This window comes from Paracraurococcus lichenis (assembly GCF_030657435.1).
Taxonomy (GTDB): domain Bacteria; phylum Pseudomonadota; class Alphaproteobacteria; order Acetobacterales; family Acetobacteraceae; genus Paracraurococcus; species Paracraurococcus lichenis.
This window is the reverse complement of the sequence record NZ_JAUTWS010000031.1, coordinates 36,788-63,454: the sequence shown is the minus strand read 5'-3', so window position 1 is coordinate 63,454 and position 26,667 is coordinate 36,788. Positions and strand designations below refer to the sequence as shown.

Sequence of the window (26,667 nt, the reverse complement as noted above, 5' to 3'; positions counted from 1 at the left end):
GCGACGGGGCTATTCAGACTGATCGTCATGAAAAAAGCAATGGTGATGATCGTCACGAAAAATCGCGGAGGGTTGCGTCGGACCTGCCGCCCGAAGCCTGGCCCGCCTGGACGCGCGACCGGTTCCGGCCATTGTCCTGGCCGGGACGTGGACGAGCCCGCCTGACACGACGCCGCGGCCGCCCCCGCCAGGGACAAGGCCAGGGACAAGGAACGAGGTTCGAGTGGTGACCCGCATCTCCATCGCCGTCGGGGACCAGCACTCCGTCTCCGGACTGCTCGACAGGCCCGACGGCGCCAGGGCTCTTCTCGTGCTGGCGCATGGTGCCGGGGCGGGCATGGAGCATCCCTTCATGGCCGCGGTCGCCGCCGGCCTCGCGGCGCGCCGGATCGCCACGCTGCGCTACCAGTTCCCCTTCATGGAAGCCGGCTCGAAGCGCCCGGACCGCCCGGCCCTGGCAGAGGCGGCCGTGCGCGCCGCGGTCGCCGCCGCAACGGAGAGGGCGCCGGACCTGCCGCTCTTCGCCGGGGGAAAGTCATTCGGCGGGCGCATGACCTCGCAGGCGCAGGCCGCGGGTCCATTGCCCGGCCTGCGCGGGATTGTCTTCCTGGGCTTTCCGCTGCACGCGGCCGGGACACCGTCCGACCTGCGTGCCGAGCATCTCGCCCGGGTCCAGGTTCCGATGCTCTTCCTCCAGGGCACCCGGGACGCGCTGGCAGACCTCGGGCTGCTGCGCAGCGTGGTGGCGGGGCTCGGCACCCGGGCGACGCTCCACGAGATCGCCGGGGCCGACCACTCCTTCCATGTTCCGGTCAGGTCGGGCCGAACGGAGGTGCAGGTGCTCGACGCGATGCTCGATGCTCTCGCCGGATGGATGCTGGACATTGCCAACCGCCACTCGGGCTGAGCGGGACGCGCTGCGCTCCTGCATCGGCCGGGGCACACCAGGGCTCCCGAGCGGTGGCCTACTTCCGCCGCGCCGGGCTGCCGCAGAGCACGACGTTCGGCAGGTCGGTGGCGCCTGCCTCTCCGGGGTGGAAGGCGACCATGAACGTGGTGCCCCTGCGCGGTGGCGGAGTGGCCTTGCCGCAGGCGAGGTAGGCGCGGAACGCCGGACCCTCCGCCGGGATCACCTCGACCGCGAGACGGCGGTAGCCTGCCGGGCCGAGGGCGACTGCCCTGGCCTGCGCCGCTCCGCGCAGGCCTCGTGGCCGCAGGGACAGCATGCCGGTGAGGGCGAAGCCGCCCAGCAGGAGCGTGGACATCATGGGAAAGTCTGCGACGATGGACATGACCGCATGGTCGCCCGGCCTCGGCCAGACGGCTGTTGCGCAGCCCACACCGCGACGCCGGGAGCGTCGGCGCGGAACAACCCTGCGGGTCGGTCAGCGCTCGCGCCGATCGTGACGGCCCGAGAGGAACGACGCGCCGCGCCTGCGCGGCCTGGAGGATGGCGAGCACGCCCTCGGCACCGCGGAGATGCAGCAGGCGACGGCGGCTGGCAGCGATAGGCTGGTCGTGGCGGGCGCGGGGGCGGAGGAAGTCGCGGAATTCATCCTGGCCTCGACGGAAGCGCTCCGCCGCATCGAAGCGCCTCGAGCCCCGCATACGTCGCGTCCGCTCCTTTACGTCCCGATGGTCCTGCGCCGAGGATGAAGCCGACCTCGCTCCCGCCGACCACCGCGACGCGTGCCGTCGTGGTCGGCGCTTCCATGCCTGGGAGGTCACGCGCAGCCTTCGGACCTGAACGCACCCCGCCGCGGCCGGACCGCGGCCTACTCCTCCACCGGCACCCCGGCCTCCGCCACCACCCGGCGCCAGCGCGCCATGTCCTGCCGCCAGCTCGCATCGAAGGCGGCGGCGTCCTCGGCCGCCGGGACCGCGCCCAGCGCCCGCAGCCGCTCCTGCCCGGCCGGCGAGGCCGCCGCCTCGGTGAAGGCGCGGGAGAGCTGGGCGAGGGTCGCGGGCGACAGCCCGGCCGGGCCGAAGGGGCCGACCCAGCTCGTCACCACGAAATCGGCGATGCCCGCCTCCGCCATGGTCGGCACCTCCGGCAGGCTCGCCGCCCGCGTTGCGGAGGTGACAGCGAGCGCCCGCAGCGCGCCCGCCTGCACCTGGCCGATGACGGAAGGCAGGTTGTCGAAGATCACCTGAATCTGCCCCGCCCGGAGATCGGCCGAGGAGCCCCCCGAGCCGCGATAGGGCACATGCGTCATCTCGAGTCCGGTGCGCAGCCTGAACAGCTCGCCGGTCAGGTGGATGGAGGTGCCGACGCCGGAGGAGCCGAAATTCACCCCGCCCCGCTGCGCCCGGGCCCAGCCGACGAACTCCTGCACGCTGCGCACCGGCAGCGCCGCACTCACCACCATCACATTGGCGAAGTCGGCGACGCGGGCGATGGCGGTGAAGTCGCGGTCCGGGTCGAAGGGCAGGTTGCGCTTGACCGCCGGCGTCACGCCATGCGAGCCGCCGCCACCCATCACCAGCGTATGGCCGTCCGGCGGCGCCTTGGCGACTAGGTCGCTGCCAATGATCCCGCCGGCGCCGGTGCGGTTCTCCACCACCACCGGGGCGCCGAGCCGGTCGCGCACCAGCTCCGCCATCACCCGCGCGACGAGGTCGAGCGAGCCGCCCGGCCCGTAGCCGACGATGAGGCGGATGGGCCGCCCCGGCTCGATCTGCGCCGCGGCCGGCATGGCGGCGGCGAGCAGCAGCAGCAGGGATGCGAGAAGACGGATCACGACGGGACTCCCCAGCCTCCGGCGCCGGCGGTGCCCATGACCAGCCGATCGCCCGTGTGCAGGACCGTGCTGAGCTTCGACCGGATCTCTTCCCTCACCCCGTTCTGCCTGTCGATATAGGCCTCCGCAACCTGCCCCGGCCCGCCGCCCAGCGCGCCGCGCGGCGCGTTCAGGTGCCGCTCGCCACGGAAGCTGAGAGTCAGCGGGCCGCGCAGCACCTCGTATTCCCGCAGGATGCCGCAGCCGCCGGGATGCACGCCCGCGCCGCCGGAGCCGCGCCGCACCGCGACCCGGCGCACGCGGAGCGGCGCGTCGCTCTCCAGCATCTCCGCCGGCTGGTTCATGGTGTTGCTGACATCGGTCGAGATGCCGTTCACGCCGGGCCCGTAGGCGGAGCCGCCGCTGCCGCCTGCGATCACCTCGGTCACGACATAGGGGCTGCCATCCTCCCGCCGGCCGCCGAAGGAGACGATGCAGGAGACGCCGGCATTGGCGGCCGGGATGCGCTCGGGCAGCGCCTCCGCCAGCGCGCCGAGGATGGCGTTGGTCAGCACCTTCACCGTCGCGGTACGGGCGTTCACCGCGGCCGGCGGGCGGGGATTGACCAGGCTGCCCTCCGGCAGCACCAGGCGCAGCGGGCGGAAGCAGCCGCCGTTGTTCGGGATGTCCGGCCCGGTCACCGCGCGCAGCGCGAAGAAGGCGCCGGCCATGACGCCGGCCGGCGCCGCGTTCACCGGCCCGCGCACCTGGGGCGAGGTGCCGGTGAAGTCGATGGTCAGCTCATCCCCCGCGACCGTCACCGTCACCACGATCGGCACCGGGCGGTCGAGATCGACGCCGTCGTTGTCGAGCCGGTCCTCGTAGCGCCAGCTTCCGTCGGGGATGGCGCGGATGGCGGCGCGGGTCGCCGCCTCCGCCAGCCGCACCTGCTCCCGCAGCATCGCGGTCAGCGGCGCGGCGCCGTGCTTCGCCGCGAGCTCCTGCAGCCGCGCCGCGCCGGTCCGGCAGGCGGAGATCTGCGCGTTGAGGTCCCATTCGAAGGCATCGGCGGTACGGATGTTGCGGCCGATGATGCGCATGATCTGCGCGTCGATCTCCCCCTCCCGCGCCAGGCGCAGCGGCGGCAGGCGCAGCCCCTCCTGGTAGATCTCGGTCGCATGGGTCGGGACGGAGCCGGGCGTCAGCCCGCCCATGTCCTGGTGGTGCAGGATGGTGGTGGAGAGGGCGACGACCTGCCCCTCGGCATGGACCGGCACCAGCAGCGAGACATCCGGGATGTGGGTGCCGCCGTCATAGGGGTCGTTCATCAGGTAGATGTCGCCGGGGCGCATCTCCTCCACGGGGAATTCCCGGATCAGCCGCCCGACCGCCGGCACCAGGCAGCCCAGCAGCAGCGGCAGGGAGACGGACTGCGCCAGCACCGTGCCGTCGGGCAGGAAGAGGCTGGCCGAGGCGTCGTTCGCCTCCCGCACGATGGGGGAGACGGCGCTGCGCAGCATGACGCCCTGCATCTCCTCGGCGATCGCCTCCAGCCGGCGGCGCAGGATCTCGATGCTGGCGGGGTCGAGGCGGGCGGGCTCGAGGCGGGCGGCGGTCATGGCGCGGCGCGCTCCATCAGCAGGTGGGTGGCGGCGGCGGAGAGCCGCCAGCCCGGCGGCACCAGCAGGGTGCTGTCCGCCGTCTCGAGGATGGCGGGCCCCGCCAGCACCGCCCCCGGCGCCAGGCCGCGGAGGATGCGGGCGGCGGTGAACCCCTCGCCGAGCCAGGCGCGGCGCTCGCCCTCCGGCCCGGCGGCGCCCTGGCCGGCGATCAGCGCCACGCCGCGCGGATGCGCCCGCTGCACCACGCGCAGCGTCACCAGCCGCACCGGCGCGTCGCGGGTATGGCCATAGGCGGCGCGGTGGGCGGCGATGAAGCCGGCGCGCAGATCGGCGCCGGGCGTCGCGCTGTCCGGGGCGATGCCGACCTGCAGCGTATGGCCCTGGCCGACGAAGCTGGCCTCGGCCGAGACCTCCGTCGCATCGGCCCGCGCCCCGTCCCGCGCCATGGCGGCGGCGCAGCGCGCCGTGAGACCCTCGATCGCGGCGCGCAACTCCGCCTCCGGGATGCCCTCCACCGCGCGGAAGAAGCCCTGGCCGGCATCGTGCTCCAGCGGCGCCTCCAGCAGGCCGGTCGCCGCCAGCACGCCCGGGGCGATCGGCACTACGAGCCGGTCCATGCCCAGCTCCTCGGCGATCGCCGCCGCATGCAGCCCGCCGCCGCCGCCCGCCGGCACCAGGGGCAGGGCGCGCGGGTCGCTGCCGCGGCCGACGGTCATGCGCCGCACCGCCTCGACCAGCGCCGCATTGGTGATGCGATGGATGGCGGCCGCCGCCTCCTCCAGGGAGAGGCCGAGCGGCGCCGCCACCTGCTCGCGGATCGCCGCCGCGGCCGCCTCCGGGTCGAGCGGCATGGTGCCGCCGGCGAAGCGCGCGGGATCGACCAGGCCGAGCACGACGGAGGCATCGAGCACGGTCGGCCGCGTGCCGCCGCGGCGGTAGCAGGCCGGGCCGGGATCGGCGCCGGCCGAATGCGGCCCGACATGCAGCCCGCCCGCCGCGTCCAGCCAGGCGATGCTGCCGCCGCCCGCGGCGATGGCGAGCACATCGGCGGTCGGCACCCGCACCGGGATGCCGGCGACGCTGCCATCCTGCCGCAGCACCGGCCGGCCGCCCTCGATCACCGCAATGTCGGCGCTGGTGCCGCCGATGTCGATGGAGATGCCGGCGGCATGCCCGGCCTCCCGCAGCACGCTGGCGGCGCCGATGGCGGCGGCGGAGGGGCCGGAGAGGGTGAGGCGGATCGGCCGCGCCCGCGCCGCGGCGGCGCCCAGCAGCCCGCCGCGCGAATGCATCACCTGCAGCGCCGCCGGCACGCCGCGCGCCGCCAGCATCGCCTCGATGCGGCCGAGATAGGCGTCCAGCACCGGCTTCAGCGCCGCGTCGAAGACCGTGGCGCAGGTCCGCTCGTATTCGCGGATCGCCGGATCCACCTCCGAGGAGAGGGAGATGGCGAGGCCGGGCGCGGCCGCCGCCACGATCTCCCGCGCCCGACGCTCATGCGCGGGGTTGAGGAAGCCGAAGAGGAAGCAGATGGCGACGGCCTGCACCCCCTGCGCGGCCAGGGCGCGGGCGGCCCCGGCCACCGCCGCCTCGTCCAGCGGCAGCAGCACCGCGCCATCGGGGCCGATGCGCTCCGGCACCTCGAGCCGGCGCTCCGCCGGCACGACATGCACCGGGGTCTGCGGCCCGAAGACCAGGTCGTAATTGGAGGCGCGGGTCATCCGCCCGAGCTCCAGCACATCGGCGAAGCCCGCGGTGGTGATCAGCCCGGTCCTCGCCGCCTTCCCCTCCAGGATGGCGTTGGTGGCGACGGTGGTGCCGTGCAGGAGGCGCACGACCTCGGCGGCGCCCTCCGGCAGCAGCCGGTCCAGCGCCGTGCCGACCGCGCGGGCCGGGTCGTCCGGGGTGCTGGCGACCTTCAGCCGGCGGAAGCTGCCGTCGCCGGCGCGGCAGACGGCGTCGGTGAAGGTGCCGCCGATGTCGATCCCGATCTCGAACCCCATGGCCTCAGTCCAGCCTCACCTGTCCGGCGCGCACCACGGCGGCCCATTTCGGGATCTCGGTCTCCAGCAGCGCCCGCAGCGCCTCCGGCGGGCCGCCCTCGATGGCGAAGCCCTGGCCGGCGAAGAAGTCCCGCACCTCCGGCGCCTCCAGCGCGGCGCGCAGCTCGGCCGCCAGCCGCGCGACGATGGCGGGCGGGGTGTCGGCCGGGGCGAAGAGGCCCTGCCAGGAGAGCGCGAGGAAGCCCGGCAGCCCCGCCTCCGCCATGGTCGGCACCTCGGGCAGCAGGGGGTGGCGCGTCGCGCCGGTCACGGCGATGGCGCGGATCGCCCCGGCGCGGAGCTGCGGCAGCACCACCAGCAGGTCGCCGAACATGCTGGCGAGGTTGCCCGCCACCAAATCGTTCAGCGCCGGGCCGGAGCCGCGATAGGGCACATGCGTCAGCCGCGTGCCCGCCTGCATGTCGAACATCACCCCGGTCAGATGCATGGAGGTGCCGTTGCCCGGCGTGCCATAGGTGAGCCCGCCGGGATCGGCCTTGGCGAGCGCGACGAACTCGCCGAGCGTCCGCGCCGGCAGGTCGGGCCTCGCCACCAGCACCAGCGGCGCGGTGACGACGAGCGAGACCGGCGCGAAATCCTTCAGCGGATCATAGCCGAGCCGCGGGAAGAGGCTGGGCGCCACGCCATGCGTGCCGGTGACGCCGAAGAGCAGGGTGGTGCCGTCCGGCGCCGCGCGCGCCACCATCTCCGAGCCCGTGGTACCGCCGGCGCCGGGACGGTTCTCCACCAGCACCGGCACGCCGAGGGCGGGCGAGAGCCGCTCGGCGATGCGGCGTGCCAGCAGGTCGGTGCTGCCGCCCGGCGGGAAGGGCACGACGATGCGGATGGGGCGCGCCGGCCAGCCCTGCGCCGCCGCCGCGCCGGCAAGGAAGGGCAGGGCGAGCAGGGCGCGGCGCAGGGGCATGGGTGGTCCTCTCAGGCGGCGCGCCGGAAGCGGTCCGGCGCGAAGGGGGCGATGTCGAGCTGCGGCGGGCGGCCGGCGACGAGGTTGGCGATCTCCCGCCCCGTCGAGGGCGCGCCGCACATGCCGACATGGCCATGGCCGAAGGCGAGCCAGGCATTCTCCACCGCGGGGGCGCGGCCGATCACCGGCAGGCTGTCGGGCAGGCAGGGGCGGTGGCCCATCCAGCGCGTGGTGCGGGAGGCGTCGAGATGCGGGAACATCTCCCTGCCCCGCGCCAGCAGCGCCTCGGCGCGGCGCCAGTCGGGCGCGGCCTTCAACCCGGCGAATTCCACCGTGCCGGCCAGGCGCAGTCCCATCGCCATGGGGTTCACCATCAGGTTGTGCTCGACCGCCATGACGGTGTGGCGGAGCCGCAGGTTGCTGCTCTCGACCGTCACGTGGTAGCCGCGCTGGGTCTCGAGCGGGATGCGGGCGCCGAGCTGCGCGGCGAGCCTGCCGGACCAGGCGCCGCCGGCCAGCACCACGCCCTCGACCTCGAGGCGCTCGCCACCCTCCAGCCGCAGCGCGCGCAGCGCACCGCCCCGTGCCTCCAGCGCCGTGACGCGCCGGCGGACGACGACGGCGCCGTCGCGCTCGCACTGCGCGAAGAGGGCGCGGGTCAGCGCCGCCGGGTCGGGCGTGGAGCCGTTCTCCGGCGCCAGCAGGCCGAAGCGGAAGCGGCCCTTCAGGTCCGGCTCCAGCGCCTCCAGCTCCTCCTGCTCGACATCGCGCAGCTCGACGCCGAGGCGGCGGCGGAGGTTCATCCCCCAGGCCCAGGCGGCGGCCGCCTCCCGCCCCGAATACACGTAGAGGCAGCCGCTGCGGCGCATGTGCGACATGCCGCCGGCGCGCTGCAGCAGCGGCTCGTAGCACTCGAAGATCGGCGCCAGCAGCCCGCGCAGCGCGGCGGCGATCCGCGTCACCTCGGCCGGGTTGGAGACGCGGAGGAAGCGCGCCAGCCAGGGCGCCGCGATGGGCGCATAGGACCAGCGCACGGCCAGCGGCCCGAGCGGATCGAGCAGCCAGCGCGGCACCTTCTTCCACATCCCGGGCATGCCGACCGGCAGGCAGGCGGAGGGGGAGAGCGAGCCGGCATTGCCGAAGGAGGTCGCCTCGGCCGGGCCGAGCGGGTCGATGAAGGTGACCTGGTGGCCGTCGCGCTGCAGCCAGGCGGCGCAGCAGGTGCCGACGATGCCGTTGCCGATGACGGCGATCCGCACCGCGCTACTTCGCCACCAGGGCGCAGCCGCCCTGGTCCAGCGGGCGGAAGGCCTGCTCCGGCGGGATGGTGGCGATGCGCTCGTAGTAGTCCCAGGCGTAGCGGCTCTCGCCCGGCGCCTTCACCCGGAAGACATGCATGTCGTGGATGGCGCGGCCGTCCGGGCGGATGGTGACCGGGCCGAAGAGCGGGTCCTGGATGGGCCCGCGCCGCATCTCGGCGACGACCATCTCGCCCTCCAGGCTGTCGCTGCGCTTCGCCGCGCGCAGCCAGGCGAGGGTCGCGGAATAGACGCCGGCATGGTCCATGGTCGGCATCCGCCCGCCCATCCGCGCGCCCCAACGGCGCGACCACTCCCGGGTGCCGTCGTTCAGGTCCCAGTAGAAGGGGGAGGCGAGCAGCAGCCCCTGCGCGGTGTCCAGCCCGAGGGCATGGACATCGGAGATCAGCAGGAAGAGCGCCGCGATCCGGGTGCGGCCGCCGCGCAGCAGGCCGAATTCATGCGCCTGCTTGATGGCATTGATGGCGTCCGTCCCGGTATTGGCCAGCGCGATCACCCGCGCGCCGCTCGACTGCGCCCGCAGCAGCAGGGAGGACATGTCGCCGGTGTTCAGCGGGTGCCGCGCGGCGCCGAGGTTGCGCCCGCCCGCCGCAGTCACCGCCGCCTGGGCATCGCCCTCCAGCGCATGGCCGAGCGCGTAGTCGACCGTCAGGTAGTACCAGCTCTCGCCGCCCTGCTGCACCAGGCTGCGCGCCACCGCATTGCCCTGCGCCCAGGTGTCGTTCACCCATTGCACCGTGGTCGGGGCGCAGAAGCGGCCGGTGACGGCCGAGGAGGCGGTGGAGGAGGCGAGCGCGGTGCGGTGCCGCTCCTTCATCACCTCGATCACGGCGAGGCCGACGCCGGAATTCGGCAGGTCGACGATGGCGTGCACGCCCTCGGTGTCCACCCAGCGGCGGGCGATGGCGCTGCCGACATCCGGCTTGTTCTGGTGGTCGGCATGCACCACCTCGACGCGGATGGCGGGATTCTCCCGCATGAAGTCCTCGGCCGCCATCTGCGCCGCGGTGACGCTGCCCTGGCCCACCTGGTCGGCGAAGGGGCCGGACATGTCGGTCAGCACGCCGATCTTCACGGCGGTGACCTGCGCCGCCGCCGGCAGGGCCAGCAGCAGGGCGGCAAGCAGGGCGGCGGGCAGGCGCATCCAGGTCTCCACGGTCAGAAGAGGTCGAAGTATTCGCGCTGCTCCCACTCCGAGACCTCGGCGTTGAAGCGGGCGATCTCGGCGCGCTTGAGGCGCAGGAAGTAGTCGACGAAGTCGCCGCCGAGCCCCTCGCGGAAGACCGCGCTGGTCTCGAGCGCGGCGAGCGCCGCCTCGAGCGTCGTTGGCAGGGGCGGCGCCGCGGTCTCGTAGGGCGCATCGGCCGAGGGCCCGGGGTCGCGCCGGGCGGCGAGCCCGGCCATGCCGGCGACGACCTGGGAGGCGAGGTAGAGGTAGGGGTTGGCCGCCGGCTCGCCGACCCGGTTCTCGATATGCGTCACGGCGGAGCCGGGCTGCCCCAGCACGCGCAGCATGACGCCGCGGTTGTCGATGCCCCAGACCGCGCGGTCCGGCGCCAGGCTCATCGGCCGGTAGCGGCGGTAGCCATTCAGCGTCGGCGTGGTGAAGGCGGCCGCGGCCTGCGCCTCCGCCAGCAGGCCGCCGAGCCAGTGCAGGCCGAGCGGCGAGAGCGGCGCGCCGTCGGTGGAGGCGAAGGCGTTGCGCCCGGCGGCGTCGCGCAGCGACTGGTGCAGGTGCCAGCCGCTGCTCATCACGTTCGGCAGGCGCGGGCGGCACATGAAGCTGGCGTGGTGGCCGTGCCGCCGCGCCACCTGCTTCACCGCCGAGCGGAACAGCACCATGGCATCGGCAGGCGCGAGGCCGACCCCCGGCGCGAAGGTGAACTCCACCTGGCTCGGCCCGTATTCCACCTCGACCGAGCGGAGATTGAGGCCGAGCGCCGTCACCTCCCGCTGCAGCACCTCGAGGATGGACTGCATCTGGTCCAGCCGCGCCTCGGTCAGGTACTGGTAGCCCTGGGTCAGCAGCGCGACCTCGGGCGGGGAGCCGGGCTGGCCGGCATCCTCCGGCGCCAGCTTCGGATCGAGCAGCCGCGTCAGGTGGAACTCGACCTCGAGGCCGGTGACCAGCTCGTAGCCCGCGGTGGCGAGGTCGCCGAGGACGCGGCGGCAGAGGCCGCGCGTGGCGAAGTCGACCTCCCGCCCGTCCGGCCAGTAGGCGTCGCAGAGCATCCAGGCGGTGCCGGGCGCCCAGGGCAGCGGCCGGTAGGTCGCGGGGTCCGGCACCAGCACGAAATCCGCCGCGCCCTGCACGTCCCGCATGCCGATGCCGCCGCCCGCGGAGAAGACCGGCACGGTCGTGCGGTGGGCGGTGTCCTTCAGCAGCAGGGTCGAGGTGAGGGAGACACCGTCCTCCATCGCCCCGGGCAGTGCCGGCAGCGTCACCGCCTTGCCGCGCAGCACCCCATGCTGGTCGGGGAAGGCGAGGCGGACCAGCGAGACGCCCTCGCGCGCCGCGCGGGCCAGCACCTCCGCCGCGGCGGCGGCGGCCTCGGCGTCGCGCAGCCCGTGTCGGGCGACGAAGCCCATCACTCCGCCGCCAGCCGGGCCCAGGGGGCGCCCTGGCGGCGGCGGCGATCGACCTCCGGCCAGTACTGCTCCCAGCCCTCGGTCGGGCCGATGCCGTCCATGGTGGCGGGGCCGGTGACGCCCGGCGCCGCGGCGGCGTCCAGCGCCATCAATGGCGTCTCGCCCCGCTCCACCGCATCCATGGCGCGGAAGAGCAGGCGGCGGTTGGCGGCGATCGCCTTGTCGGAGGAGGCCAGGTGCTCCCGCGTGCGGTCCTGGATGCGGCCCTGGCTCTCCACCGCCCATTGGTCATGGACGTTGATGTCCTCGCCCATGCCCGTATAGGTGCGGCGGCGCTGCTCCTCCGCATCGAAGCCGTAGGCGTTGTGGCGCCCGACCTTCGGGCGGTAGTCCGGCAGCTCGTAGAGGGCGAGGCGCTGCTCGCGCATGCGCGCCTTGTCCACCGGCGCGGCGAAGCTGGTGAAGATGGCGAACCAGTAGCAGCTCCCGTCATCCACCGGGACGTGCCACTGGGTGATGGTCATCTCGGCCGAGAGCGGGATGGCGAAGGCCTGGGGGAAGACCAGGTTGGTCACCCGCACATGCGTATGCGCGTCGCTGAGCCGCCGCAGCGCGGTGATGCGCAGGCCGTGCGGCGCCGGCTCCACCTCGATCCGCGGCCGCGGGAATTCCCGCAGCACGCGCGTCATCGGCATGTCGCTGTCGGCCGAGGCGGCGCGGAACTGCTTGCCGTAGCTCTGCGACGCGTCCTCGTCCTCGAAGAAGCGGTGCAGGAAGCTGGCATGCGCCGGGTCGATCCCGACCTCCAGCGCCTGCAGCCAGTTGCACTCGATCAGCCCCTTGAAGGCGAAGACATGCGTCGCGGGCGCGGCGAAGCAGTCGAGCGCGGGGAAGGCGGGCGGCGCGCCCTCGCCGAGGAAGGCCCAGAGGATCCCGCCCCGCTCCTCCACCGGATGGGCCTTCTGCCGGATGCGGTCGCAGAGCCGGCTGCCCTCGGGCTCGGCCGGGGTGTCGAGGCATGTCCCCGCCACGTCGAAGAGCCAGCCATGGAAGGGGCAGCGCAGCCCGCCATCCTCCAGCCGCCCGAAGGCGAGGTCGGCATTGCGGTGCGGGCAGTCGCGGTCGAGCAGGCCGACCCGCCCCTGCTCATCGCGGAACAGGACGAGGTCCTGGCCGAGCAGCCGCACCGGCCGCACCGGGCGCGGGCCCTCCAGCTCCTCCGCCAGCGCGACGGGCTGCCAGTAGTGCCGCAGCAGGGCGCCGCCGGGCATGCCGGGGCCGACCTGGGTCAGGCGACGATTCTGCTCGGCGCTCATCATGGCGGGCTGCTCCTGTTCGAAGACCGAACACCTGTTCAATTCTAAGGCTAGGTTGGTTAGGCTGGCAATGGTTCTGGCCAGAGGGAGGGCGAGGTGCCGAGGCTTGCGGCAGCGGACAGCGCACGGCGCGCCGGGGAGCCCCGGGACCTGTCGGAGGCGCTGGCGCGCGGCCTCTCCGTCCTCCTGGCCTTCGATGCCGGGCACGCCGCCATGACGCTCGCGGATGTCGCCCGCCGCACCGGCCTGCCGCGGGCCACGGCGCGGCGGGCGCTGCTGACCCTGGTGCATCTCGGCTTCGCCGAGGCGGAGGGGCGGCTCTTCCGGCTGACGCCGCAGGTGCTCCGCCTGGCCGGCGCCTATCTCGGCGCCTCGGCCGCCTCCACCGTGCTGCAGCCGGCCTGCGACCGGCTCTGCGCCGAGCTGGGCGAGACCTGCTCCGTCGCCATCCTGGACGGGGAGGATGCCGTCATGATCGCCTATGCCTCCCCCCGGCGGCTGCATGCCGCCGGCGCCGGACCTGGCCTCCGCCTGCCGGCCTTCTGCAGCGCGGTCGGCCGGGTGCTGCTGGCGCACCTGCCCGAGGCGGAGCAGGAGGCCGTCCTGGCGCGGCTGCGACCGGAACCCGTCACCCCCTTCACCGTCACCGCCAAACCGGCGCTCCGGCGCATCCTGGCGGAGGTGCGGGCGGCGGGATTCTGCCTGGCGGACCAGGAGGCGGAGCTCGGCTTCCGCTCCATCGCCGTGCCGCTGCGGCGGCCGGACGGGCGGGTGGTGGCGGCGCTCAACACGGGCTGCGCCGCGGCGCAGGCGAGCCTCGAGGCCATGCACCGGCACTTCCTGCCGCGGCTGCTGGCCGAGGCGGCGGCGCTGCGCGGGCAGCTGCTCTGAGCCGCGGCAGCCAGCCGAGGCTGCCGGAGGTCCTGGCCGACGGCCTCGTCGGGCGGTTCGCCCCGCCGGCACGCCTGCCCCCGCCCTGCGGCGGCTGGACGCCGCGCTGCCGGAGGCGCTCGCCCCGCCCGCCATCCCCGCCCGGCTTGCAGGTCCTCTCGCTCATCCGCGCTCGCGCCTCCCGCCGCGACCAGGCCGCATCGGGGCCCCGGAGGTCGTGACCGGGCCGGGACCCGGCGCAGGCTGGCCAGGCCCCGGGCGGCATGCTGGGATGGCGGCGCCCTGCCGGGTGCGAGACCTGGGGACTCCATGACCGACGCGCCGCCCCTGCCGCCGCCGCCCGAGGCCGGAAGCCCGCTCGGCCGACCCCTGCGCCGCCGCGAGGACCGCCGCCTGCTGACGGGAGAGGGCAGGTTCACAGAGGACATCGCCTCCCCGCCCGGCTGCCTGCATGCCGTCTTCCTGCGCAGCCCGCACGCGCATGCCGGGATCGGCGCCATCGATGCGGCGGCCGCACGGGCCCTGCCCGGCGTCGCGGCGGTGCTCACGGGCCGCGACCTGGCCGCGCTGGTGGCGCCGCTCCGCATGGCCCCGCCGATCGAGGGGCTGCAGCCGATGGAGATGCCGGTGCTGCCGGTGGAGGCCGCGCGCTTCGTCGGCGACCCCGTCGCGCTGGTGCTGGCCGAAACCCGCGTCGCGGCCGAGGACGCGGCGGAGCTGGTCGGGATCGCCTGGGACCCGCTGCCCGCCATCGCCTCCGTCGCCGATGCCGCCGCGCCGGAGGCGGCGCTGGTGGACCCGGCGCTGCCCTCCAACCGCGTCTCGCTCCAGACCTTCGCCACGCCGGGGCTGGAGGCCGCCTTCGCCCGCGCCGACCGCGTGGTCCAGGCGCGCTTCGGCCAGCAGCGCCAGACCCATGCGCCGATGGAGCCGCGCTCCGCCCTCGCCCTCTGGGACAATGGCCGGCAGCACCTGACCATGCAGGTCGGCACCCAGGCGCCGCATCCCTACCGCAGCGCCCTCGCCGTGCGGCTCGGCCTGAAGGAGTGGCAGGTCACGGTCGAGAGCCCGGAGATGGGCGGCGGCTTCGGCCAGAAGATCATCCCGCTGCGCGAGGATCTCTGCATCGCGGCCGCGGCCCGCCTGCTGCGCCGCCCCGTGCGCTGGCGGGAGACGCGGGGCGAGAACCTGACCGCGGTGCTGCACGCGCGGGAGGAGGTGGTGACGACGCGCGCCGCCGTCGCGGCCGATGGCCGCATCCTCGGCCTCACCTGCGCCATCGACGCGGATTTCGGCGCCTGGTCCTTCTTCCCCGCCAACTACATGGCGCGCGTCGTCGCCATGATCCTCCCCGGGCCCTACCGCATCCGCGACTACGGCTACGAGGTCTCGGTCTGGCTGACCAACAAATGTCCCTCCGGGCCCATGCGGGCGCCGATGGCCATCACCTCCTGGGTGATGGAGGGCACGATGGACGCCATCGCGCGCGCGCTCGGCCTCGATCCACTGGAGGTGCGGCGGTGCAACTCCCTGACGGAGGCCGACCTGCCCTGGATCACCGCCACGGGCGAGCGCTACGACGCGGTGACGCCGCTCGCCACGCTCGAGGCCGTGGCGGAGCAACTGGGCTACGCCGCGCTGCGCGCGGAGCAGGCGGCGCGCGGGCCGGCGGCCGAGACGCTGCTCGGCATCGGCCTCTGCACGGTAGTGGAGAGCAACACCTACAGCTCCGCCTTCTACAGGGCGGCCGGCATCCCGGGATCGGGGCACGAGGTGGCGAGCCTCCGCATCGAGCCCTCCGGCGCCGTCATCGCCTCCTGCGGCCTGATGGGCTCCGGCCAGGGCTACGACACGACCCTGGCGCAGGCAGCGGCCGCGGGCCTCGGCGCCGCCGTCGAGGAGGTGCAGGTGCAGATCGGCAACAGCGACACCGCGCCCTATGGCATGGGCAGCCGCGGCGCGCGGGGTGCGACGGCCGGCGGCGGCGCGCTCTACCTCGCCGGCCTGAAGCTCAAGGCGAAGCTCCTCGCCATCGCCGCCGCCATGCTGGACCTGAACAGCGCGGACGCGCTGGAACTGCGCGACGGCGTCGTGCTGCGCCGGCTCGCGGAGGGCTGGGCGGAGACCGGGCTGACCCTGGCGCAACTGGCCCGCACCGCGCATCTCGACCCGCTGCGGTTGCCGCCGGGCCTCGAGCCCGGGCTGCACCAGATCCTCGCCTACGACCCGCCGGGCACCACCTATACCAACAGCACCCATGCCTGCGCGGTGGAGGTGGAGCGCGCGACCGGCACCGTCCGCATCCTGCGCTACATGGCGGCCGAGGATTGCGGCACGCGGATCAACCCGATGGTGGTGGCGGGGCAGACCCATGGCGCGACGGCCATGGGCCTCTCCGGCGCGCTGCTGGAGCACGCGGCCTATGGCACGGACGGCCAGGCGCTGGCGGGCAGCTTCATGGACTACGCCATCGCCCGCGCCGACGACCTGCCGGCCTTCGAGCTCTCCCATCACGACACGCCCAATCCACGCACGCCGGCCGGCATCAAGGGCATGTCGGAGGGCGGCACCATGGGCGGCATCGGCGCGCTGATGAACGCGGTGAACGACGCGCTGGCGCAGGTTGGCGCGCGGCTCGAGGCGCAGCCGGCGACGCCGGCGCGGGTCTGGGCGGCGCTGCGGGGGGCCGCGGATCCGACCCGGGCCTGATCCGCGCCGTTACGCCCCGGTCGCCGGACGTGGGAGAGCGATGCGGGTCTGGATCCTGGCCGGGCCGGCCGCGATCGCGCCGATGGGCACGGCCCGGGCGCAGGGCGGCGGGAACAGCGTGCTGCGCGTGGTCCCGAGCGCGGATGTCGCGGCTTCGTCGAAGCCGTCGATCGCCACCACCAGGAAGCCGAGCGCGATGACGAGCCCCTGGAAGCGCGAGACGGGATGGCTGCCGATGACCTCCCGGATGTCGATGCCGTGTGGCATCGGCATCGGAAATCTCCCTCGGTCCCTTGCCGGCAGGCATGCGCGGGGCCGCCCCCCTGCCGGACGAGGGGGCGGCCCGAACCGGCTGGTCGCGGGTGGCTGCGCTCAGTCGATCGCGGAAGGATGCCGGGCGAGCGGCGTCACCGTGACCTGCATGAAGGGGAAGAGCGGCAAGGTGGACAGGATGGCGTGCAGCGCATCGTGGTCGGGTAGGTCGAAGATGCTGACATTGGCGTATTCGCCGGCGATGCGCCAAAGGTGGCGCCAGGTTCCCTCCCGCTGCAGCGCCTGGGCGCGAGCCTTCTCCGCGGCCTTCAGTGCCTCGAACTGAGCGGCGTCGATGTCGTCCGGCACGCGCACATCCATCCGCACGTGGTAGAGCATGTGATCCTCCTCAATCCCGCGCGTAGCGGCGCAGCTTGTCCTGATCGAGCGTGACGCCGATGCCCGGACCCTGGGGCAGGTGCACCTGGAAATCGGCGAAGCGCAGCGGCTCCTCCACCAGGTCGTCCACCAGGATCTGCGGGCCGAAATGCTCGCAGCCCCAGGCCAATTCGCGGACGGTTGCGAAGGCCTGCAGATGCGCAGCGGCGCCCGCCGAGCTTTCCAGCAGGCAGCCGCCATAGAGGGCGATGCCGGCGGCTTCGGCGACCGCCGCGACCTTCTTCAGGCCGAGCAGGCCGGCATGCTTGACCAGCTTGAGCGAGACCGCATCGGCGGCGGCGGCCTGCGCCACCGCCAGCATGTCGTGCGCATCGAAGACGCATTCATCGGCCAGCAGCGGCGGCGTGCCGGGCCGCGCCCGCAGCCGCGCCATGGCGCCGATGTTCCAGGCCGGCACCGGCTGCTCCACCAGCGCAATGCCCAGCTCGGCCAACTGCGGCAGGCAGCGCACCGCCGTGGTCTCGTCCCAGGCCTGGTTGGCATCCACGATCAGCCGCGCGCGGCCTTCGAGCGCACCGGCGAGCCGGCGCAGCCGGGCCAGGTCGGCCTCCGGCGCCTGGGCGCCGATCTTCACCTTGAAGGTGTCGTGCAGCCGGGCCGCGAGCTTGCCTTCCGCTTCCTCGATCTCCTGGGCCGGATCACCGGAGGCGAGCGTCCAGAGCACCGGCACGCTGTCCCGCACCTTGCCGCCGAGCAGAAGGGCCGTCGGCACGCCGAGCGTCCTGCCGACGGCGTCGAAGAGCGCGGTCTCGGTCGCCGCCTTGGCGGCGTTGTTGCGCTTGGCCGCCGCATCCAGGCGGGCGGCCGCTGCCTCGAACCGGTCGGCCGGCAGGCCGATCAAGGCGGGGGCGAGATAGGTGTCGATATTGGCCTTGATCGCCTCGACGCTTTCCTCGCTCCAGCGCGGGCCGCCGAGCGTCGCCGCTTCGCCGATGCCGGTGGCACCGTTGGCGAGGCGCAGCTCGACGATGACGTAGCTCTGCGCGGCCACGGAGGTCTGGGAAAGCTTGTGCTGACGGACCGTCGGCACATCCACGATCGTGCTGCGGACGGACTGCACGGCGAGGTCGCGCCGGAGATCCGCGGGGATGGTGATGGTGCTGTCGGGCATCGCTGGGCTTCCAATCGGGACGCGAAGGGGGTGGACGGCGCGCGCCGGGCCTCGGGCGCGCCGCCTGATCTCCCGCCGGGGCGGGGCAGTTCGTCGGTTGTTGCGCCGACCTCAGGCCGGCGCGTGCTCGCGGTTCACCAGCGTGGTCGGCGCGGCCATGGTCTCGGCATGCAGGACGAAGTCGAAGTCGATCTCGGCATAGGGCGCATTCAGGCCCCTGGCGTGGATCGCCGCCGCATCCGTGACCCGCTTGACCTCGGGGATCAGCCCGTCGCGCGTGGCGAAGGCGAAGTCGTCGTGCAGGTACTCGTCGCCGTCGATGTTGATCTGCGTCGTCAGCTTGCGGAAGCCCTGCGCGACGACGAAGAAGTGGATATGCGCGGGCCGGTGGCCATGGCGGCCGAGCGCGTCCAGCAACTGCTGCGTCGGGCCGTCCGGCGGGCAGGCATAGCCGTTCGGCAGGATGGAGCGGAAGCGATAGCGGCCCTCGGCATCCGTCTCGATCCGGCGGCGCAGGTTGTACCTGGACTGCGAGGGGTCGAAGCCCGAATAGCCGCCCTTCGCATTGGCGTGCCAGACATCGATGACGGCGCCGGCGACCGGCTTGCCGTCCACGTCGCGCACCTGGCCCTGCATGAAGAGCACCTCGCCCGGCTCGGTGCCGTCGTCCAGCCGCGCCTCGCCCTGCGAGAGCGGCGCGCCGGCCAGCCAGAGCGGGCCCTCGATGGTGCGCGGCGTGCCGCCTTCGAGGCCCGCCTTCCGCTCCGCCTGGTCGAGGCGCATGTCGAGGAAGGTCTCGAGCCCGAGGCCCGGGACCAGCAGCCCGACCTCGTTCGACTGGCCGACGCGCGTGAGGTAGCTCATCGCCGTCCAGAACTCGTCGGGCTGGACGTCGAACTCCTCGATGGTGCGGAAGAGGTCCGACACCACGCGGTGCACGATCCGCTTCAGGCGCAGGTCGCCGCCGCCGTCGCCGAGACCGCTGACCTTCATCAGCAGGTCCTTGACGTCCTTGGTCTCCATCAGGCTGTCGGTCATCACGCGTTCCTCCTTGGGGGTGGTGGTGGATGGTGGATCAACCGAGGTCGCCGCCCGCCACGGGCAGGGTGACGCCGGTGATGTAGGAGGCCTCGTCGGAGGCCAGGAACAGGATCGCCGCCGCCTGCTCCTCGACGGTGCCGTAGCGCCTGAGCAGGCTGGAGGCGGTGGTCTGGTCCACGATCCGCTGGTACCAGGCCTTCTCCTGCTCGGTCGGCGGCGCCGCGTTGCGCGGGATGCGGCGCGGCGGCGCCTCCGTCCCGCCCGGCGCGGTGCCGCAGACGCGGATGCCATGTTCCGCATATTCCCAGGCGAGGCAGGCGGTGATGGCGTTCACCCCGCCCTTCGCCGCGGCGTAGGGCACGCGGTTCAGCCCGCGCGTCGCCACCGAGGAGACGTTGACGATGACGCCGCTGCCTGCCGCCAGCATGGCCGGCAGCACCGCGCGGCAGCACCAGAGCGTCGGGTAGAGCGAGCGGCGGATCTCCGCCTCCACCTGCTCCGGCGCATACTCGGCATAGGGCCTGGCCCAGATCGTGCCGCCGACGTTGTTCACCAGGATGTCGACGCGGCCGAACGCGCCCTGCGCCGTCGCCACCGCCGCCTGAGCGCCGGCGAAGGTCTCGAGGTCGGCCTGCACCGCGATGGCATCGGCGCCGGCCTCGAACCGGACCTCCTCCACCAGCGGGGCGCGGTCCACCAGGGCGACCCGCGCGCCTTCGCGGGCCATGCGCAATGCGACCTCCCGGCCGATGCCCTGGGCGGCGCCGGTGACGATCGCGGTCCTGCCGGCGAAGCGGCCTTCGAAGGTCGTCATCGCCGCCTCACGCCGCCAGCCGCGCGGCATCGGCCGGGCCGCTCGGCGAGAACTTCTCGAAGTGGAAGCTTGCCGGCATCACGCCCTGCGCCGCCAGCCAGCCACGGACCGCATCCACCATGGCGGGCGGGCCGCAGAGATAGACGTCCACGTCGCCGCCATGCAGGTGCTCCGGCGCGATATGGGCGGTGACATAGCCCTTGCGCGGGTGCCCGCTGGCCTCGGCCGCCACGACCGTAGTGAAGCTGAAGCCGTCGAGCCGCGCCGCGCAGTCCTCGAGCGCCTCGACCGCGACCAGGTCGGAGTCGTTGGTGACGCCATAGACCAGGTGCACCGGCTGATCACAGCCCTCCGCGGCAAGCTTGCCGAGCATCGAGAGGAAGGGAGCGAGGCCGGTGCCGCCGGCGAGGAAGAGCAGCGGCCGCGTCACCGCGCGCAGGTAGAAGCTGCCGGAGGGGCCACTGAACTCCATCGCCGCGCCGGGCTTCGCCTGGTCCCGCAGCCAGGTGCTCATCAGCCCCTGCGGAATGTCGCGCACCAGGAAGGACAGCGCCTCCGCGCCCGGCGCGGAGCTGAAGGAATAGGCGCGGCGCTGGTCGCTGCCCGGCACGCGCAGCGAGACATACTGGCCCGGCAGGAAGGCGAGGCCGGCCGGCGCCTCCAGCGAGAAGGCGAGGCTGGTCTCGGAGAGCCGCTCCACCCCGCGCAGCGCCACCGTGAAGTCCTGCGGCCTGGTCTTGCAGGCGGCGGATGTGGTCGGGATGGCGACGACCAGGTCGGTCCGCGGCCGCGCCTGGCAGGCCAGCGCGAAGCCCTCGGCGGCCTCGGCCTCCGTCAGCGCGTCCTCGATGTAGTCGCCGCCGTCGTGGCGGCCGGACTCCACTCGGCACTTGCAGATGCCACAGGCACCGTCGCGGCAGTCCAGCGGGATGTTGATGCCCTGGCGGTAGGCGGCATCGGCGATGGTCTCGCCCTCCCGCGCCTCGACGAAGCGGGTGACGCCATCCTCGAAGCTGAGTGCGATGCGGTGCGACATGTCGATCCCCTCCCGCTCAGACGTGGTAGATGTCGACGACGTGGTGGATGTAGTCGTTCTTCAGGACTACCTTCTTCGCCCGGATCAGTGGCTGCTCGCCGGTCGTGTCGATGGTGTAGAAGCTGGTGCCGAAATAGGTATCCGTCGTCTTGTAGCGGTAGCTGAAGGTCACCCAGTTGCAGCGCAGCCGCACCAGGCCGCCGGCCTGCTCCAGGATCTCGACATTGGAGATGCTGTGGCTGGTGCGCGGCTCCGGCAAGCTCGTCGCGCTGCTGCGTTCCGTGCGGATGCGGAAGACGCGATCCTCCAACCCGCCGCGGTTGCCGTACCAGATCAGCGAGATCTCGGTCTGCGGGTCCTCCGTCAGACGGTCGTCGTCGTCCCAGGCCGGCATCCAGAATTCGGCATCGGCGGCGTAGAAAGCGAGCCAGGCGTCCCAGTCCTTGTCGTCCAGGGCGCGGGCTTCCCGGTACAGGAAGGCTTCGGCGTCCTGGCGGGTGAAAGCGGCGCGGGCGGGTGCTTCGATCGTCGTGGACATCGTCTTTCTCCTCCTCAGCCCTGGGACTTGCCGGCCTCGGCGGCCAGCGCGCGCTGCATCGCTTCCTGCCAATACCTGTGCTGCACGACGAAGAGGCCCTCGTCCTCGGTCTTCACGCCGCTCATCAGTGGCCTCAGGCCGATCGCCTCGGCGGCCGCATCCGCACCTTCGATCCAGTGCTGCGCCCCGCGCGAGAGGTCGTTCCAGCGCGCGGCGCGCGCGCCCATGGAGAACTGGCACGCCCGGAATTCCTCGAGGTCGTCGGGCGTCGCCATGCCGGAGGCGTTGAAGAAATCCTCGTACTGGCGGATGCGGCGGGCCCGTGCGTCGGGCGCCTCGCCCTTCGGCGCGATGCAGTAGATCGTCACCTCCGTCTTATCCACGGATATCGGCCGGTAGGTGCGGATCTGCGAGGAGAACTGGTCCATCAGGTAGACATTGGGATAGAGGCAGAGGTTCCGGCTGCGCTGCACCATCCAGTCGGCAGTCGCCTGGCCGAACTGCGCCGCCAGCTCCGCGCGCCGGTCCCAGTTCGGCCGGTCCTCCGGGTTCGCCCAGTTGGTCCAGAGCAGCAGGTGGCCGTTCTCGAAGCTGTAGAAGCCCCCGCCCTGCTTGGCCCAGCCGCCGGCGCTCATGGCCCGCGTGGTGTCCTCGCGCGCCGCTTCCTTGCGGCGGCCGGTCGTGGCGGCGTAGTTCCAGTGCACGGCCGACACGTGGTAGCCGTCTGCGCCGTTTTCGGTCTGCAGCTTCCAGTTGCCGTCATAGACATAGGTGGAGGAGCCGCGCAGCACCTCCAGCCCCTCCGGCGACTGGTCCACGATCATGTCGATGATCTTCGCCGCCTGGCCCAGATGCTCGCGCAGCGGGACCACATCCGGATTCAGGCTGCCGAAGAGGAAGCCGCGATAGCTCTCGAACCGCGCAACCTTGGTCAGGTCGTGGCTGCCGCCCTTGTTGAACTGCTCCGGATAGCCCGCGCCCTCCGGGTCCTTCACCTTCAGCAGCTTGCCGGCGTTGCTGAAGGTCCAGCCATGGAAGGGGCAGGTATAGGTGCTCTTGTTGCCGCGCCTGTGGCGGCAGAGCATGGCGCCGCGATGGCTGCAGGCATTGATGAAGGCGTTCAGCTCGCCCTGGCGGTTGCGGGCGATGACGATCGGCTGCCGCCCCATCCAGGTGGTGAAGTAGTCGTTGGCGTTCGGCACCTGGCTCTCATGCGCCAGGTAGATCCAGTTGCCCTCGAAGATATGCTTCATCTCGAGCTCGAAGAGCCCGGGATCGGTGAAGATGTCGCGGGCGACGCGGAAGGCGCCCTTTGCGGCGTCGTCTTCCAGCGCGGTCTCGATCGTGGTCTGGACGTTGTCGAGCATGGTCGCGTTCCTCAGGCTTCGGGGTCTTGCTGGGCGGTGCTGTCACCGCGGATGATGGCGAGGATGGTCCCGGCGCAGCGGCCGCATTGCGCGCGGCAGCCGCAGGCGGCGTAGACCTCGGCCGGGCGGCGGGCGCCGTCGCGGATGGCTTCGCCGAGCTGCCGGTCACTCAGGCCGTTGCAGAGGCAGATGTACATGGCGGCCGCCTCAGCCGGTCCGGCCGCGGGCGGGCCGCTTGCGTCGCGTTGCGCAGTGGGATGTGCTGGGAGCCATCTGTTTCCTCCGATGACCCTTGGTCGCACCTTTCATTGCTTCGAATCCAAGACTAAAAAGGTCGCAACCATACCCGGGAGGTATCGTCTGGACTCGCGGCAGCTCCGCTACTTCGTCACCGTGGCGCGCGAGCGGAACTTCACCCGCGCGGCGGAGTCGCTGCGCATCGCCCAGCCGCCGCTCAGCCGCGCCATCCAGCAGTTGGAGGAGGAGTGCGGCCTGCCGCTGTTCGACCGCACCAGCCGGCCGCTGTCGCTGACGGATGCCGGCAAGCTGCTGTTCGAGCAGGCTGTGCAGGTGCTCGACCGCATGGAGGAGATGCGCGCCATGGTGGCGCGGCTGCGGGAGGCGGAGCGCACGCGGCTCGGCATCGGCTTCGTCGCCTCCACGCTCTACGGCTATCTGCCGGAGGTCATCCGCCATTACCGCGCCGCGCGCCCCGGCGTGGAACTGACCCTGCTGGAAATGACGACCATCGAGCAGGTGGCGGCGCTGAAGGAGGGCCGCATCGATGTCGGCTTCGGCCGCATCCCGTTCAGCGATGCCGCGATCGAGCGCGTGGTGCTGCGCAACGAGCAGCTCTGCGTCGCCCTGCCGCTGGCGCATAAGCTGTCCTCACGCACCGGATCCCTGAAGCTAGCGGAGCTCGCCGACGACACGCTGGTGGTCTATCCGCGCCTGCCGCGGCCGAGCTATGCCGACCAGGTGCTGGCGCTGTTCCGCGACCGGGACATCAAGCCGGCAGCGGTGCACGAGGTGCGAGAGCTGCAGACCGCGCTCGGGCTGGTCGCGGCGGAGACCGGCATCTGCATCGTGCCCGGCTCGGTCGAGCGGTTGCGGCGCGACAACGTGGTCTACCGGCCGCTCGACGAGCCCGGCGCGATCTCTCCGATCATCATGAGTACGCGGCGCGGCGACCCCTCGCCGGAGATCGACCTCATCCTGCGGCTGGTGAAGGAGATGTACCGCAAGGTTGGGATCACTTTCGGCGCCTGATTGACTGGCGGCCGCTCACGTCCGTGGCGGTCCGGCAAGCACGGCAAAACTCAATGACAACCCACGCACAGGGCCAGTTCGAGCGACCGAGGACCACCATACGCAGCCATCGCAGTCCGTGTAGGTTCTCGGAGGCACATTGTCAGGCAGCAACATTCTCGGCGGCCGCGTCGCCCCGCCCGTTTGTAACATGGGCGATGGTCACCGGACCAAAGGCGGCGTCCTGCTCCAGTTCCAGCGCGCCTTCGCGGCTGAGCTCGAGGCCGGCCAGCAGCGTGCTGGCTAGGGCGCTGCGGCGGCCGTGTGCGGGAGCACGTCATTGGCGGGGTAGAAGCGCAGCCCGAAGCGGGCGCCGAGCGTGCCAGTGTGAATGGCGCAGCGAACCTGCAGCAGCCGGTCGGCGCCGCGCCAGGACCAACTCGCCTGCTGCGACTTGGCCATCCGGCGGTTCACCAAGAGGTTGGCCGTGCCCTCGGTCAGCGCCGTGCCGACCCGCAGCCTGACCCCCAGTCTCGCGGCAGTCCCTCCGGCCATGTCGGGCCGGTTCGCTCCAGCCTATCCAGCTCACTTGCAGTTATGCGAAAAATCGGCGATATGATTGCGAAACCCGCGGCTGGCCGTCTCATCGTGCCCTTCCGCGCCTTGCGGAACTTTGCGATGCCTATGCGCTTCACCGGCCGGCTGGCGATCCTCGAGGGCACCTGTGCCGCGGAAGAGGCGGAGCCCCTGGCCGCCTGGCTCCGCGAGACCACCTCTCCTGGACTCGACCTGTCGGGATGCGACCACATGCACACGGCGGTGCTGCAGGCGTTGCTCGCCTTCCGGCCCCGCATCGCCGCGGCGCCGGCGGATCCCTTCTGGGCCCAACTCGGCCTGCAGGCCGAGGCCACGCCAGAGGATGGCGAAATTCCGGCGTCCCTCCTTTCGGCCACCGCTCTGCCGACCGAGGTCCTTCCCGAGGCCCCGATGGCGGAGCCGGCCCCGGCCGCCGCCGAGGCAACGCGCAACTCCGTCGCCGAAGCCCCTGAAGCATCCGCCCCCGGGGCCGGGCCCGCGGCTTCCGCGGAGCTACGGCGCCGGGTGCAGTCGCGCCGTCGGCGCCCGCTGCAGGATCCATCTCCCATCCATCTGGGCCCCGCAGACCGGCGGCTTGTCGAGGAGGACACCCATGCCTGATCGGCCAGAAACCGCCGCCTTCGGCTCCGACCGCGGCGGCGTCGGCAAGTCCAAGGCCGCCGAGCTGCGCATCAGCCGCCACCTGCTGGAGCATGGCCGGCTGCCGGCCATCATCGAGGTGGAGTCCGATCCCCGCCTGGCGCAGATCTACGGCGAGGAGGCGGTGCGGCTCTTCCGCATCGCCCAGGACAAGCTGGTGGACCTGGAGCGCAACCCGAGTCTGATCTACCGGATGTGGGACCAGATCGGCGAGATCTGCATGTCGGCGAAGGGGGATGTCGTCCTCGACATCGGCGCCAACCTGACCCGCACCTTCGCCCTGTGGCTGAACGAGTACGGCGAGGACGGCCCCTTCGGCGAGGGTGCGCCGCTGATCTTTTTTGGTGTCACCACCGGCGACGGGCATGCGGTGCAGAGCGTGAACCAGGCGCTGAGCTACGTGGCGCAGGCGGTGCCGGAATCCCGCCGCTGCATCGTGATCAACGAGCGCGACGCACAATTCCCGCTCGCCTCGGACGCGCCCGCGGTGCGCGGCATGATGGCGGCGCACGGCTTGGCCGCGGTGCTGCGCATGCCGGCCTGCATGTCCCCCGGCCTGCCGCATGTAGTGGACCGCCACCTGCGACTGGACGAGGCGGCGGCGCGGCCGGTCGCCTGGTGGGAGCGGGAGTGCGGCCTATCGCGGCTGGAGGCGGTGCGGGCGCAGCGCCGGCTGATCGCCTTCCTCGACGAGGGCACCCGCATGTTCGATCCCGTCTACGGGGCCGTGCCCGAGGCCGCCTGAGGCCCTGCAGTGCGGAGGAGGCCCGCTCCATGGCCATGCCGCTGCGCCGGCAGGATCTGCGCCGCCTCCGCGCCGCGGCGGAGCGGAACTGGGAGGAGGCGAGCCGCGCCGAGGCCGACCGCCTGCTCGGCATCGCCGACCCGGCGGCACGGGCCGAGGCCTACCAGGCGCTGACCGCGCGGCTGGCGGCCGCCGGCGACACGCTGCTGCCCGCCGACCATGCGCGGATCTGCCGCAGCTTCGGCCAGGTCTCGGCGCTGGCGCAATCGTCTTGCGCGCGGGTCAGGGGGCCTTCCTCGGGTCCCTCCGCCGCCGGAGGCACGCCCGCCTCCGGCGGATCTGCCCGCCGGCACCACCGCCATTCCATTGAGGCCTGGATGCGCCATTGGCGGTCTGTCGAGGTGCGGGCCGCCGAGGCCGCGGGCGCAGCCGGAGAGAGGCTGGGCATCGCCGCGGCACGCGAGCGCATCGCGGCGGCGCTGCGGCGCTGCGGCGCGCCGAACGACAGTGAGCTGCTCGGCCATCCGCTTCTGGCCGCGTGGCTTGCCGAGGCACGGTGGGCACGTGAGGCCCAGGTAGCGCTGCAGGCCTCCCTACGGAGAGCGCTATGCCAGGCCGCGGATCTCCACGACGTCGGCCAACAGTTTCGGAGCGATGTCGATCACTGATACCGGTCAGCATTTTTGC

The 26,667-nt window shown here is 72.9% G+C and carries 26 protein-coding genes; 7 read left to right on the top strand and 19 right to left on the bottom strand.

Annotation, left to right across the window (positions count from 1 at the left end; all coding sequences use genetic code 11):
• Window positions 1-226 precede the first annotated feature (226 nt).
• Window positions 227-907: an alpha/beta hydrolase family protein gene (locus Q7A36_RS24970; protein WP_305106481.1), complete on the top strand. Its 681-nt coding sequence runs from the start codon at window positions 227-229 to the stop codon at window positions 905-907.
• A gap of 58 nt (window positions 908-965) precedes the next feature.
• Here the strand turns inward: Q7A36_RS24970 and Q7A36_RS24965 are convergent, their stop codons facing one another.
• The 9 genes from Q7A36_RS24965 to Q7A36_RS24925 all read right to left on the bottom strand — a co-directional run bounded on the left by Q7A36_RS24965 (window position 966) and on the right by Q7A36_RS24925 (window position 12,536).
• Complete coding sequence (locus tag Q7A36_RS24965) at window positions 966-1,268, bottom strand: hypothetical protein (RefSeq protein ID WP_305106480.1); 303 nt, start codon at window positions 1,266-1,268, stop codon at window positions 966-968.
• A gap of 507 nt (window positions 1,269-1,775) precedes the next feature.
• Window positions 1,776-2,741: a Bug family tripartite tricarboxylate transporter substrate binding protein gene (locus Q7A36_RS24960; RefSeq protein WP_305106479.1), complete on the bottom strand. Its 966-nt coding sequence runs from the start codon at window positions 2,739-2,741 to the stop codon at window positions 1,776-1,778.
• Window positions 2,738-4,339, bottom strand: coding sequence for a hydantoinase B/oxoprolinase family protein (locus tag Q7A36_RS24955; RefSeq protein WP_305106478.1), 1,602 nt, complete (start codon window positions 4,337-4,339; stop codon window positions 2,738-2,740). The genes Q7A36_RS24960 and Q7A36_RS24955 overlap by 4 nt, the downstream gene beginning before the upstream one ends.
• The gene (locus Q7A36_RS24950) at window positions 4,336-6,345 is read right to left on the bottom strand and encodes a hydantoinase/oxoprolinase family protein (RefSeq protein ID WP_305106477.1); all 2,010 of its coding nucleotides are present in this window, start codon (window positions 6,343-6,345) and stop codon (window positions 4,336-4,338) included. Before Q7A36_RS24950 ends, Q7A36_RS24955 begins: the two co-directional genes overlap by 4 nt.
• 4 nt (window positions 6,346-6,349) lie before the next feature.
• On the bottom strand, window positions 6,350-7,309 hold the full coding sequence (locus Q7A36_RS24945; protein WP_305106476.1) for a Bug family tripartite tricarboxylate transporter substrate binding protein: 960 nt from the start codon (window positions 7,307-7,309) through the stop codon (window positions 6,350-6,352).
• Between the two features lie 11 nt (window positions 7,310-7,320).
• Window positions 7,321-8,568 (bottom strand): NAD(P)/FAD-dependent oxidoreductase, encoded by a 1,248-nt coding sequence (locus tag Q7A36_RS24940; RefSeq protein ID WP_305106475.1) that lies wholly within the window; start codon window positions 8,566-8,568, stop codon window positions 7,321-7,323.
• A gap of 4 nt (window positions 8,569-8,572) precedes the next feature.
• Entirely contained in the window at window positions 8,573-9,772 is a 1,200-nt protein-coding gene (locus tag Q7A36_RS24935; RefSeq protein ID WP_305106474.1) for an ABC transporter substrate-binding protein, read from the bottom strand.
• Window positions 9,773-9,786: 14 nt separating this feature from the next.
• Window positions 9,787-11,217: a glutamine synthetase family protein gene (locus tag Q7A36_RS24930; RefSeq protein WP_305106473.1), complete on the bottom strand. Its 1,431-nt coding sequence runs from the start codon at window positions 11,215-11,217 to the stop codon at window positions 9,787-9,789.
• Window positions 11,217-12,536, bottom strand: coding sequence for an aromatic ring-hydroxylating dioxygenase subunit alpha (locus tag Q7A36_RS24925; protein WP_305106472.1), 1,320 nt, complete (start codon window positions 12,534-12,536; stop codon window positions 11,217-11,219). Before Q7A36_RS24925 ends, Q7A36_RS24930 begins: the two co-directional genes overlap by 1 nt.
• A 93-nt stretch (window positions 12,537-12,629) precedes the next feature.
• Between Q7A36_RS24925 and Q7A36_RS24920 the strand changes: the two genes are divergently transcribed.
• Together Q7A36_RS24920 and Q7A36_RS24915 are read left to right on the top strand one after the other, a co-directional pair.
• The gene (locus Q7A36_RS24920) at window positions 12,630-13,424 is read left to right on the top strand and encodes an IclR family transcriptional regulator domain-containing protein (RefSeq protein WP_305106471.1); all 795 of its coding nucleotides are present in this window, start codon (window positions 12,630-12,632) and stop codon (window positions 13,422-13,424) included.
• Between the two features lie 309 nt (window positions 13,425-13,733).
• Window positions 13,734-16,133 carry a xanthine dehydrogenase family protein molybdopterin-binding subunit gene (locus Q7A36_RS24915; protein WP_305106470.1) on the top strand — a complete coding sequence of 800 codons (2,400 nt, stop codon included), beginning with the start codon at window positions 13,734-13,736 and terminating at the stop codon, window positions 16,131-16,133.
• 9 nt (window positions 16,134-16,142) lie between these two features.
• Here Q7A36_RS24915 and Q7A36_RS24910 read toward each other — a convergent pair whose 3' ends face one another.
• From Q7A36_RS24910 to Q7A36_RS24870, 9 genes are all read right to left on the bottom strand, one after another.
• Window positions 16,143-16,406: a hypothetical protein gene (locus tag Q7A36_RS24910; RefSeq protein WP_305106469.1), complete on the bottom strand. Its 264-nt coding sequence runs from the start codon at window positions 16,404-16,406 to the stop codon at window positions 16,143-16,145.
• A 99-nt stretch (window positions 16,407-16,505) separates the two neighbouring features.
• A complete protein-coding gene (gene catC / locus Q7A36_RS24905; RefSeq protein ID WP_305106468.1) occupies window positions 16,506-16,784 on the bottom strand; it encodes a muconolactone Delta-isomerase in 279 nt (92 codons plus the stop codon).
• A 10-nt stretch (window positions 16,785-16,794) separates the two neighbouring features.
• Window positions 16,795-17,955: a muconate/chloromuconate family cycloisomerase gene (locus tag Q7A36_RS24900; protein ID WP_305106467.1), complete on the bottom strand. Its 1,161-nt coding sequence runs from the start codon at window positions 17,953-17,955 to the stop codon at window positions 16,795-16,797.
• Between the two features lie 111 nt (window positions 17,956-18,066).
• The gene (gene catA / locus Q7A36_RS24895; protein ID WP_305106466.1) at window positions 18,067-18,993 is read right to left on the bottom strand and encodes a catechol 1,2-dioxygenase; all 927 of its coding nucleotides are present in this window, start codon (window positions 18,991-18,993) and stop codon (window positions 18,067-18,069) included.
• A gap of 37 nt (window positions 18,994-19,030) precedes the next feature.
• Window positions 19,031-19,810, bottom strand: coding sequence for a 1,6-dihydroxycyclohexa-2,4-diene-1-carboxylate dehydrogenase (locus tag Q7A36_RS24890; protein WP_305106465.1), 780 nt, complete (start codon window positions 19,808-19,810; stop codon window positions 19,031-19,033).
• A 7-nt stretch (window positions 19,811-19,817) separates the two neighbouring features.
• The gene (gene benC, locus Q7A36_RS24885; RefSeq protein ID WP_305106464.1) at window positions 19,818-20,846 is read right to left on the bottom strand and encodes a benzoate 1,2-dioxygenase electron transfer component BenC; all 1,029 of its coding nucleotides are present in this window, start codon (window positions 20,844-20,846) and stop codon (window positions 19,818-19,820) included.
• A gap of 16 nt (window positions 20,847-20,862) precedes the next feature.
• Window positions 20,863-21,384, bottom strand: a complete 522-nt coding sequence (gene benB, locus Q7A36_RS24880) for a benzoate 1,2-dioxygenase small subunit (RefSeq protein WP_305106463.1) — start codon at window positions 21,382-21,384, stop codon at window positions 20,863-20,865.
• A 14-nt stretch (window positions 21,385-21,398) separates the two neighbouring features.
• Entirely contained in the window at window positions 21,399-22,751 is a 1,353-nt protein-coding gene (gene benA / locus Q7A36_RS24875; RefSeq protein WP_305106462.1) for a benzoate 1,2-dioxygenase large subunit, read from the bottom strand.
• 11 nt (window positions 22,752-22,762) lie between these two features.
• A complete protein-coding gene (locus Q7A36_RS24870) occupies window positions 22,763-22,948 on the bottom strand; it encodes a (2Fe-2S)-binding protein (RefSeq protein WP_305106461.1) in 186 nt (61 codons plus the stop codon).
• On the opposite strand from Q7A36_RS24870, the gene Q7A36_RS24865 reads away from it, so the two are divergent.
• Window positions 22,896-24,020 (top strand): LysR family transcriptional regulator, encoded by a 1,125-nt coding sequence (locus tag Q7A36_RS24865; RefSeq protein WP_456306822.1) that lies wholly within the window; start codon window positions 22,896-22,898, stop codon window positions 24,018-24,020. The two genes, Q7A36_RS24870 and Q7A36_RS24865, sit on opposite strands and share 53 nt — an antisense overlap.
• Window positions 24,021-24,302: 282 nt before the next feature.
• Here Q7A36_RS24865 and Q7A36_RS24860 read toward each other — a convergent pair whose 3' ends face one another.
• Window positions 24,303-24,554, bottom strand: a complete 252-nt coding sequence (locus Q7A36_RS24860; protein ID WP_305106460.1) for a hypothetical protein — start codon at window positions 24,552-24,554, stop codon at window positions 24,303-24,305.
• Window positions 24,555-24,677: 123 nt separating this feature from the next.
• Here Q7A36_RS24860 and Q7A36_RS24855 point away from each other — a divergent pair, with 123 nt between their 5' ends.
• The 3 genes from Q7A36_RS24855 to Q7A36_RS24845 are packed head-to-tail and all read left to right on the top strand — an operon-like array spanning window position 24,678 to window position 26,648.
• Window positions 24,678-25,196 (top strand): hypothetical protein, encoded by a 519-nt coding sequence (locus Q7A36_RS24855; RefSeq protein ID WP_305106459.1) that lies wholly within the window; start codon window positions 24,678-24,680, stop codon window positions 25,194-25,196.
• Entirely contained in the window at window positions 25,189-25,980 is a 792-nt protein-coding gene (locus Q7A36_RS24850) for a P-loop NTPase family protein (RefSeq protein WP_305106458.1), read from the top strand. Before Q7A36_RS24855 ends, Q7A36_RS24850 begins: the two co-directional genes overlap by 8 nt.
• A gap of 29 nt (window positions 25,981-26,009) precedes the next feature.
• The gene (locus tag Q7A36_RS24845; RefSeq protein ID WP_305106457.1) at window positions 26,010-26,648 is read left to right on the top strand and encodes a hypothetical protein; all 639 of its coding nucleotides are present in this window, start codon (window positions 26,010-26,012) and stop codon (window positions 26,646-26,648) included.
• Window positions 26,649-26,667: the final 19 nt, after the last annotated feature.

Excerpts from the sequence above, each read along its gene's own strand:
- Q7A36_RS24965 (WP_305106480.1), bottom strand. The coding sequence starts at position 1,268 with ATGATGTCCACGCTCCTGCTGGGCGGCTTCGCCCTCACCGGCATGCTG.
- Q7A36_RS24955 (WP_305106478.1), bottom strand. The coding sequence starts at position 4,339 with ATGACCGCCGCCCGCCTCGAGCCCGCCCGCCTCGACCCCGCCAGCATC.
- Q7A36_RS24950 (WP_305106477.1), bottom strand. The coding sequence starts at position 6,345 with ATGGGGTTCGAGATCGGGATCGACATCGGCGGCACCTTCACCGACGCC.
- Q7A36_RS24945 (WP_305106476.1), bottom strand. The coding sequence starts at position 7,309 with ATGCCCCTGCGCCGCGCCCTGCTCGCCCTGCCCTTCCTTGCCGGCGCG.
- Q7A36_RS24935 (WP_305106474.1), bottom strand. The coding sequence starts at position 9,772 with ATGCGCCTGCCCGCCGCCCTGCTTGCCGCCCTGCTGCTGGCCCTGCCG.
- Q7A36_RS24930 (WP_305106473.1), bottom strand. The coding sequence starts at position 11,217 with ATGGGCTTCGTCGCCCGACACGGGCTGCGCGACGCCGAGGCCGCCGCC.
- Q7A36_RS24925 (WP_305106472.1), bottom strand. The coding sequence starts at position 12,536 with ATGATGAGCGCCGAGCAGAATCGTCGCCTGACCCAGGTCGGCCCCGGC.
- Q7A36_RS24915 (WP_305106470.1), top strand. The coding sequence starts at position 13,734 with ATGACCGACGCGCCGCCCCTGCCGCCGCCGCCCGAGGCCGGAAGCCCG.
- Q7A36_RS24910 (WP_305106469.1), bottom strand. The coding sequence starts at position 16,406 with ATGCCGATGCCACACGGCATCGACATCCGGGAGGTCATCGGCAGCCAT.
- catC (WP_305106468.1), bottom strand. The coding sequence starts at position 16,784 with ATGCTCTACCACGTGCGGATGGATGTGCGCGTGCCGGACGACATCGAC.
- Q7A36_RS24900 (WP_305106467.1), bottom strand. The coding sequence starts at position 17,955 with ATGCCCGACAGCACCATCACCATCCCCGCGGATCTCCGGCGCGACCTC.
- catA (WP_305106466.1), bottom strand. The coding sequence starts at position 18,993 with ATGACCGACAGCCTGATGGAGACCAAGGACGTCAAGGACCTGCTGATG.
- Q7A36_RS24890 (WP_305106465.1), bottom strand. The coding sequence starts at position 19,810 with ATGACGACCTTCGAAGGCCGCTTCGCCGGCAGGACCGCGATCGTCACC.
- benC (WP_305106464.1), bottom strand. The coding sequence starts at position 20,846 with ATGTCGCACCGCATCGCACTCAGCTTCGAGGATGGCGTCACCCGCTTC.
- benB (WP_305106463.1), bottom strand. The coding sequence starts at position 21,384 with ATGTCCACGACGATCGAAGCACCCGCCCGCGCCGCTTTCACCCGCCAG.
- benA (WP_305106462.1), bottom strand. The coding sequence starts at position 22,751 with ATGCTCGACAACGTCCAGACCACGATCGAGACCGCGCTGGAAGACGAC.
- Q7A36_RS24865 (WP_456306822.1), top strand. The coding sequence starts at position 22,896 with ATGGCTTCGCCGAGCTGCCGGTCACTCAGGCCGTTGCAGAGGCAGATG.
- Q7A36_RS24870 (WP_305106461.1), bottom strand. The coding sequence starts at position 22,948 with ATGTACATCTGCCTCTGCAACGGCCTGAGTGACCGGCAGCTCGGCGAA.
- Q7A36_RS24860 (WP_305106460.1), bottom strand. The coding sequence starts at position 24,554 with ATGGCCGGAGGGACTGCCGCGAGACTGGGGGTCAGGCTGCGGGTCGGC.
- Q7A36_RS24855 (WP_305106459.1), top strand. The coding sequence starts at position 24,678 with ATGCCTATGCGCTTCACCGGCCGGCTGGCGATCCTCGAGGGCACCTGT.
- Q7A36_RS24850 (WP_305106458.1), top strand. The coding sequence starts at position 25,189 with ATGCCTGATCGGCCAGAAACCGCCGCCTTCGGCTCCGACCGCGGCGGC.
- Q7A36_RS24845 (WP_305106457.1), top strand. The coding sequence starts at position 26,010 with ATGGCCATGCCGCTGCGCCGGCAGGATCTGCGCCGCCTCCGCGCCGCG.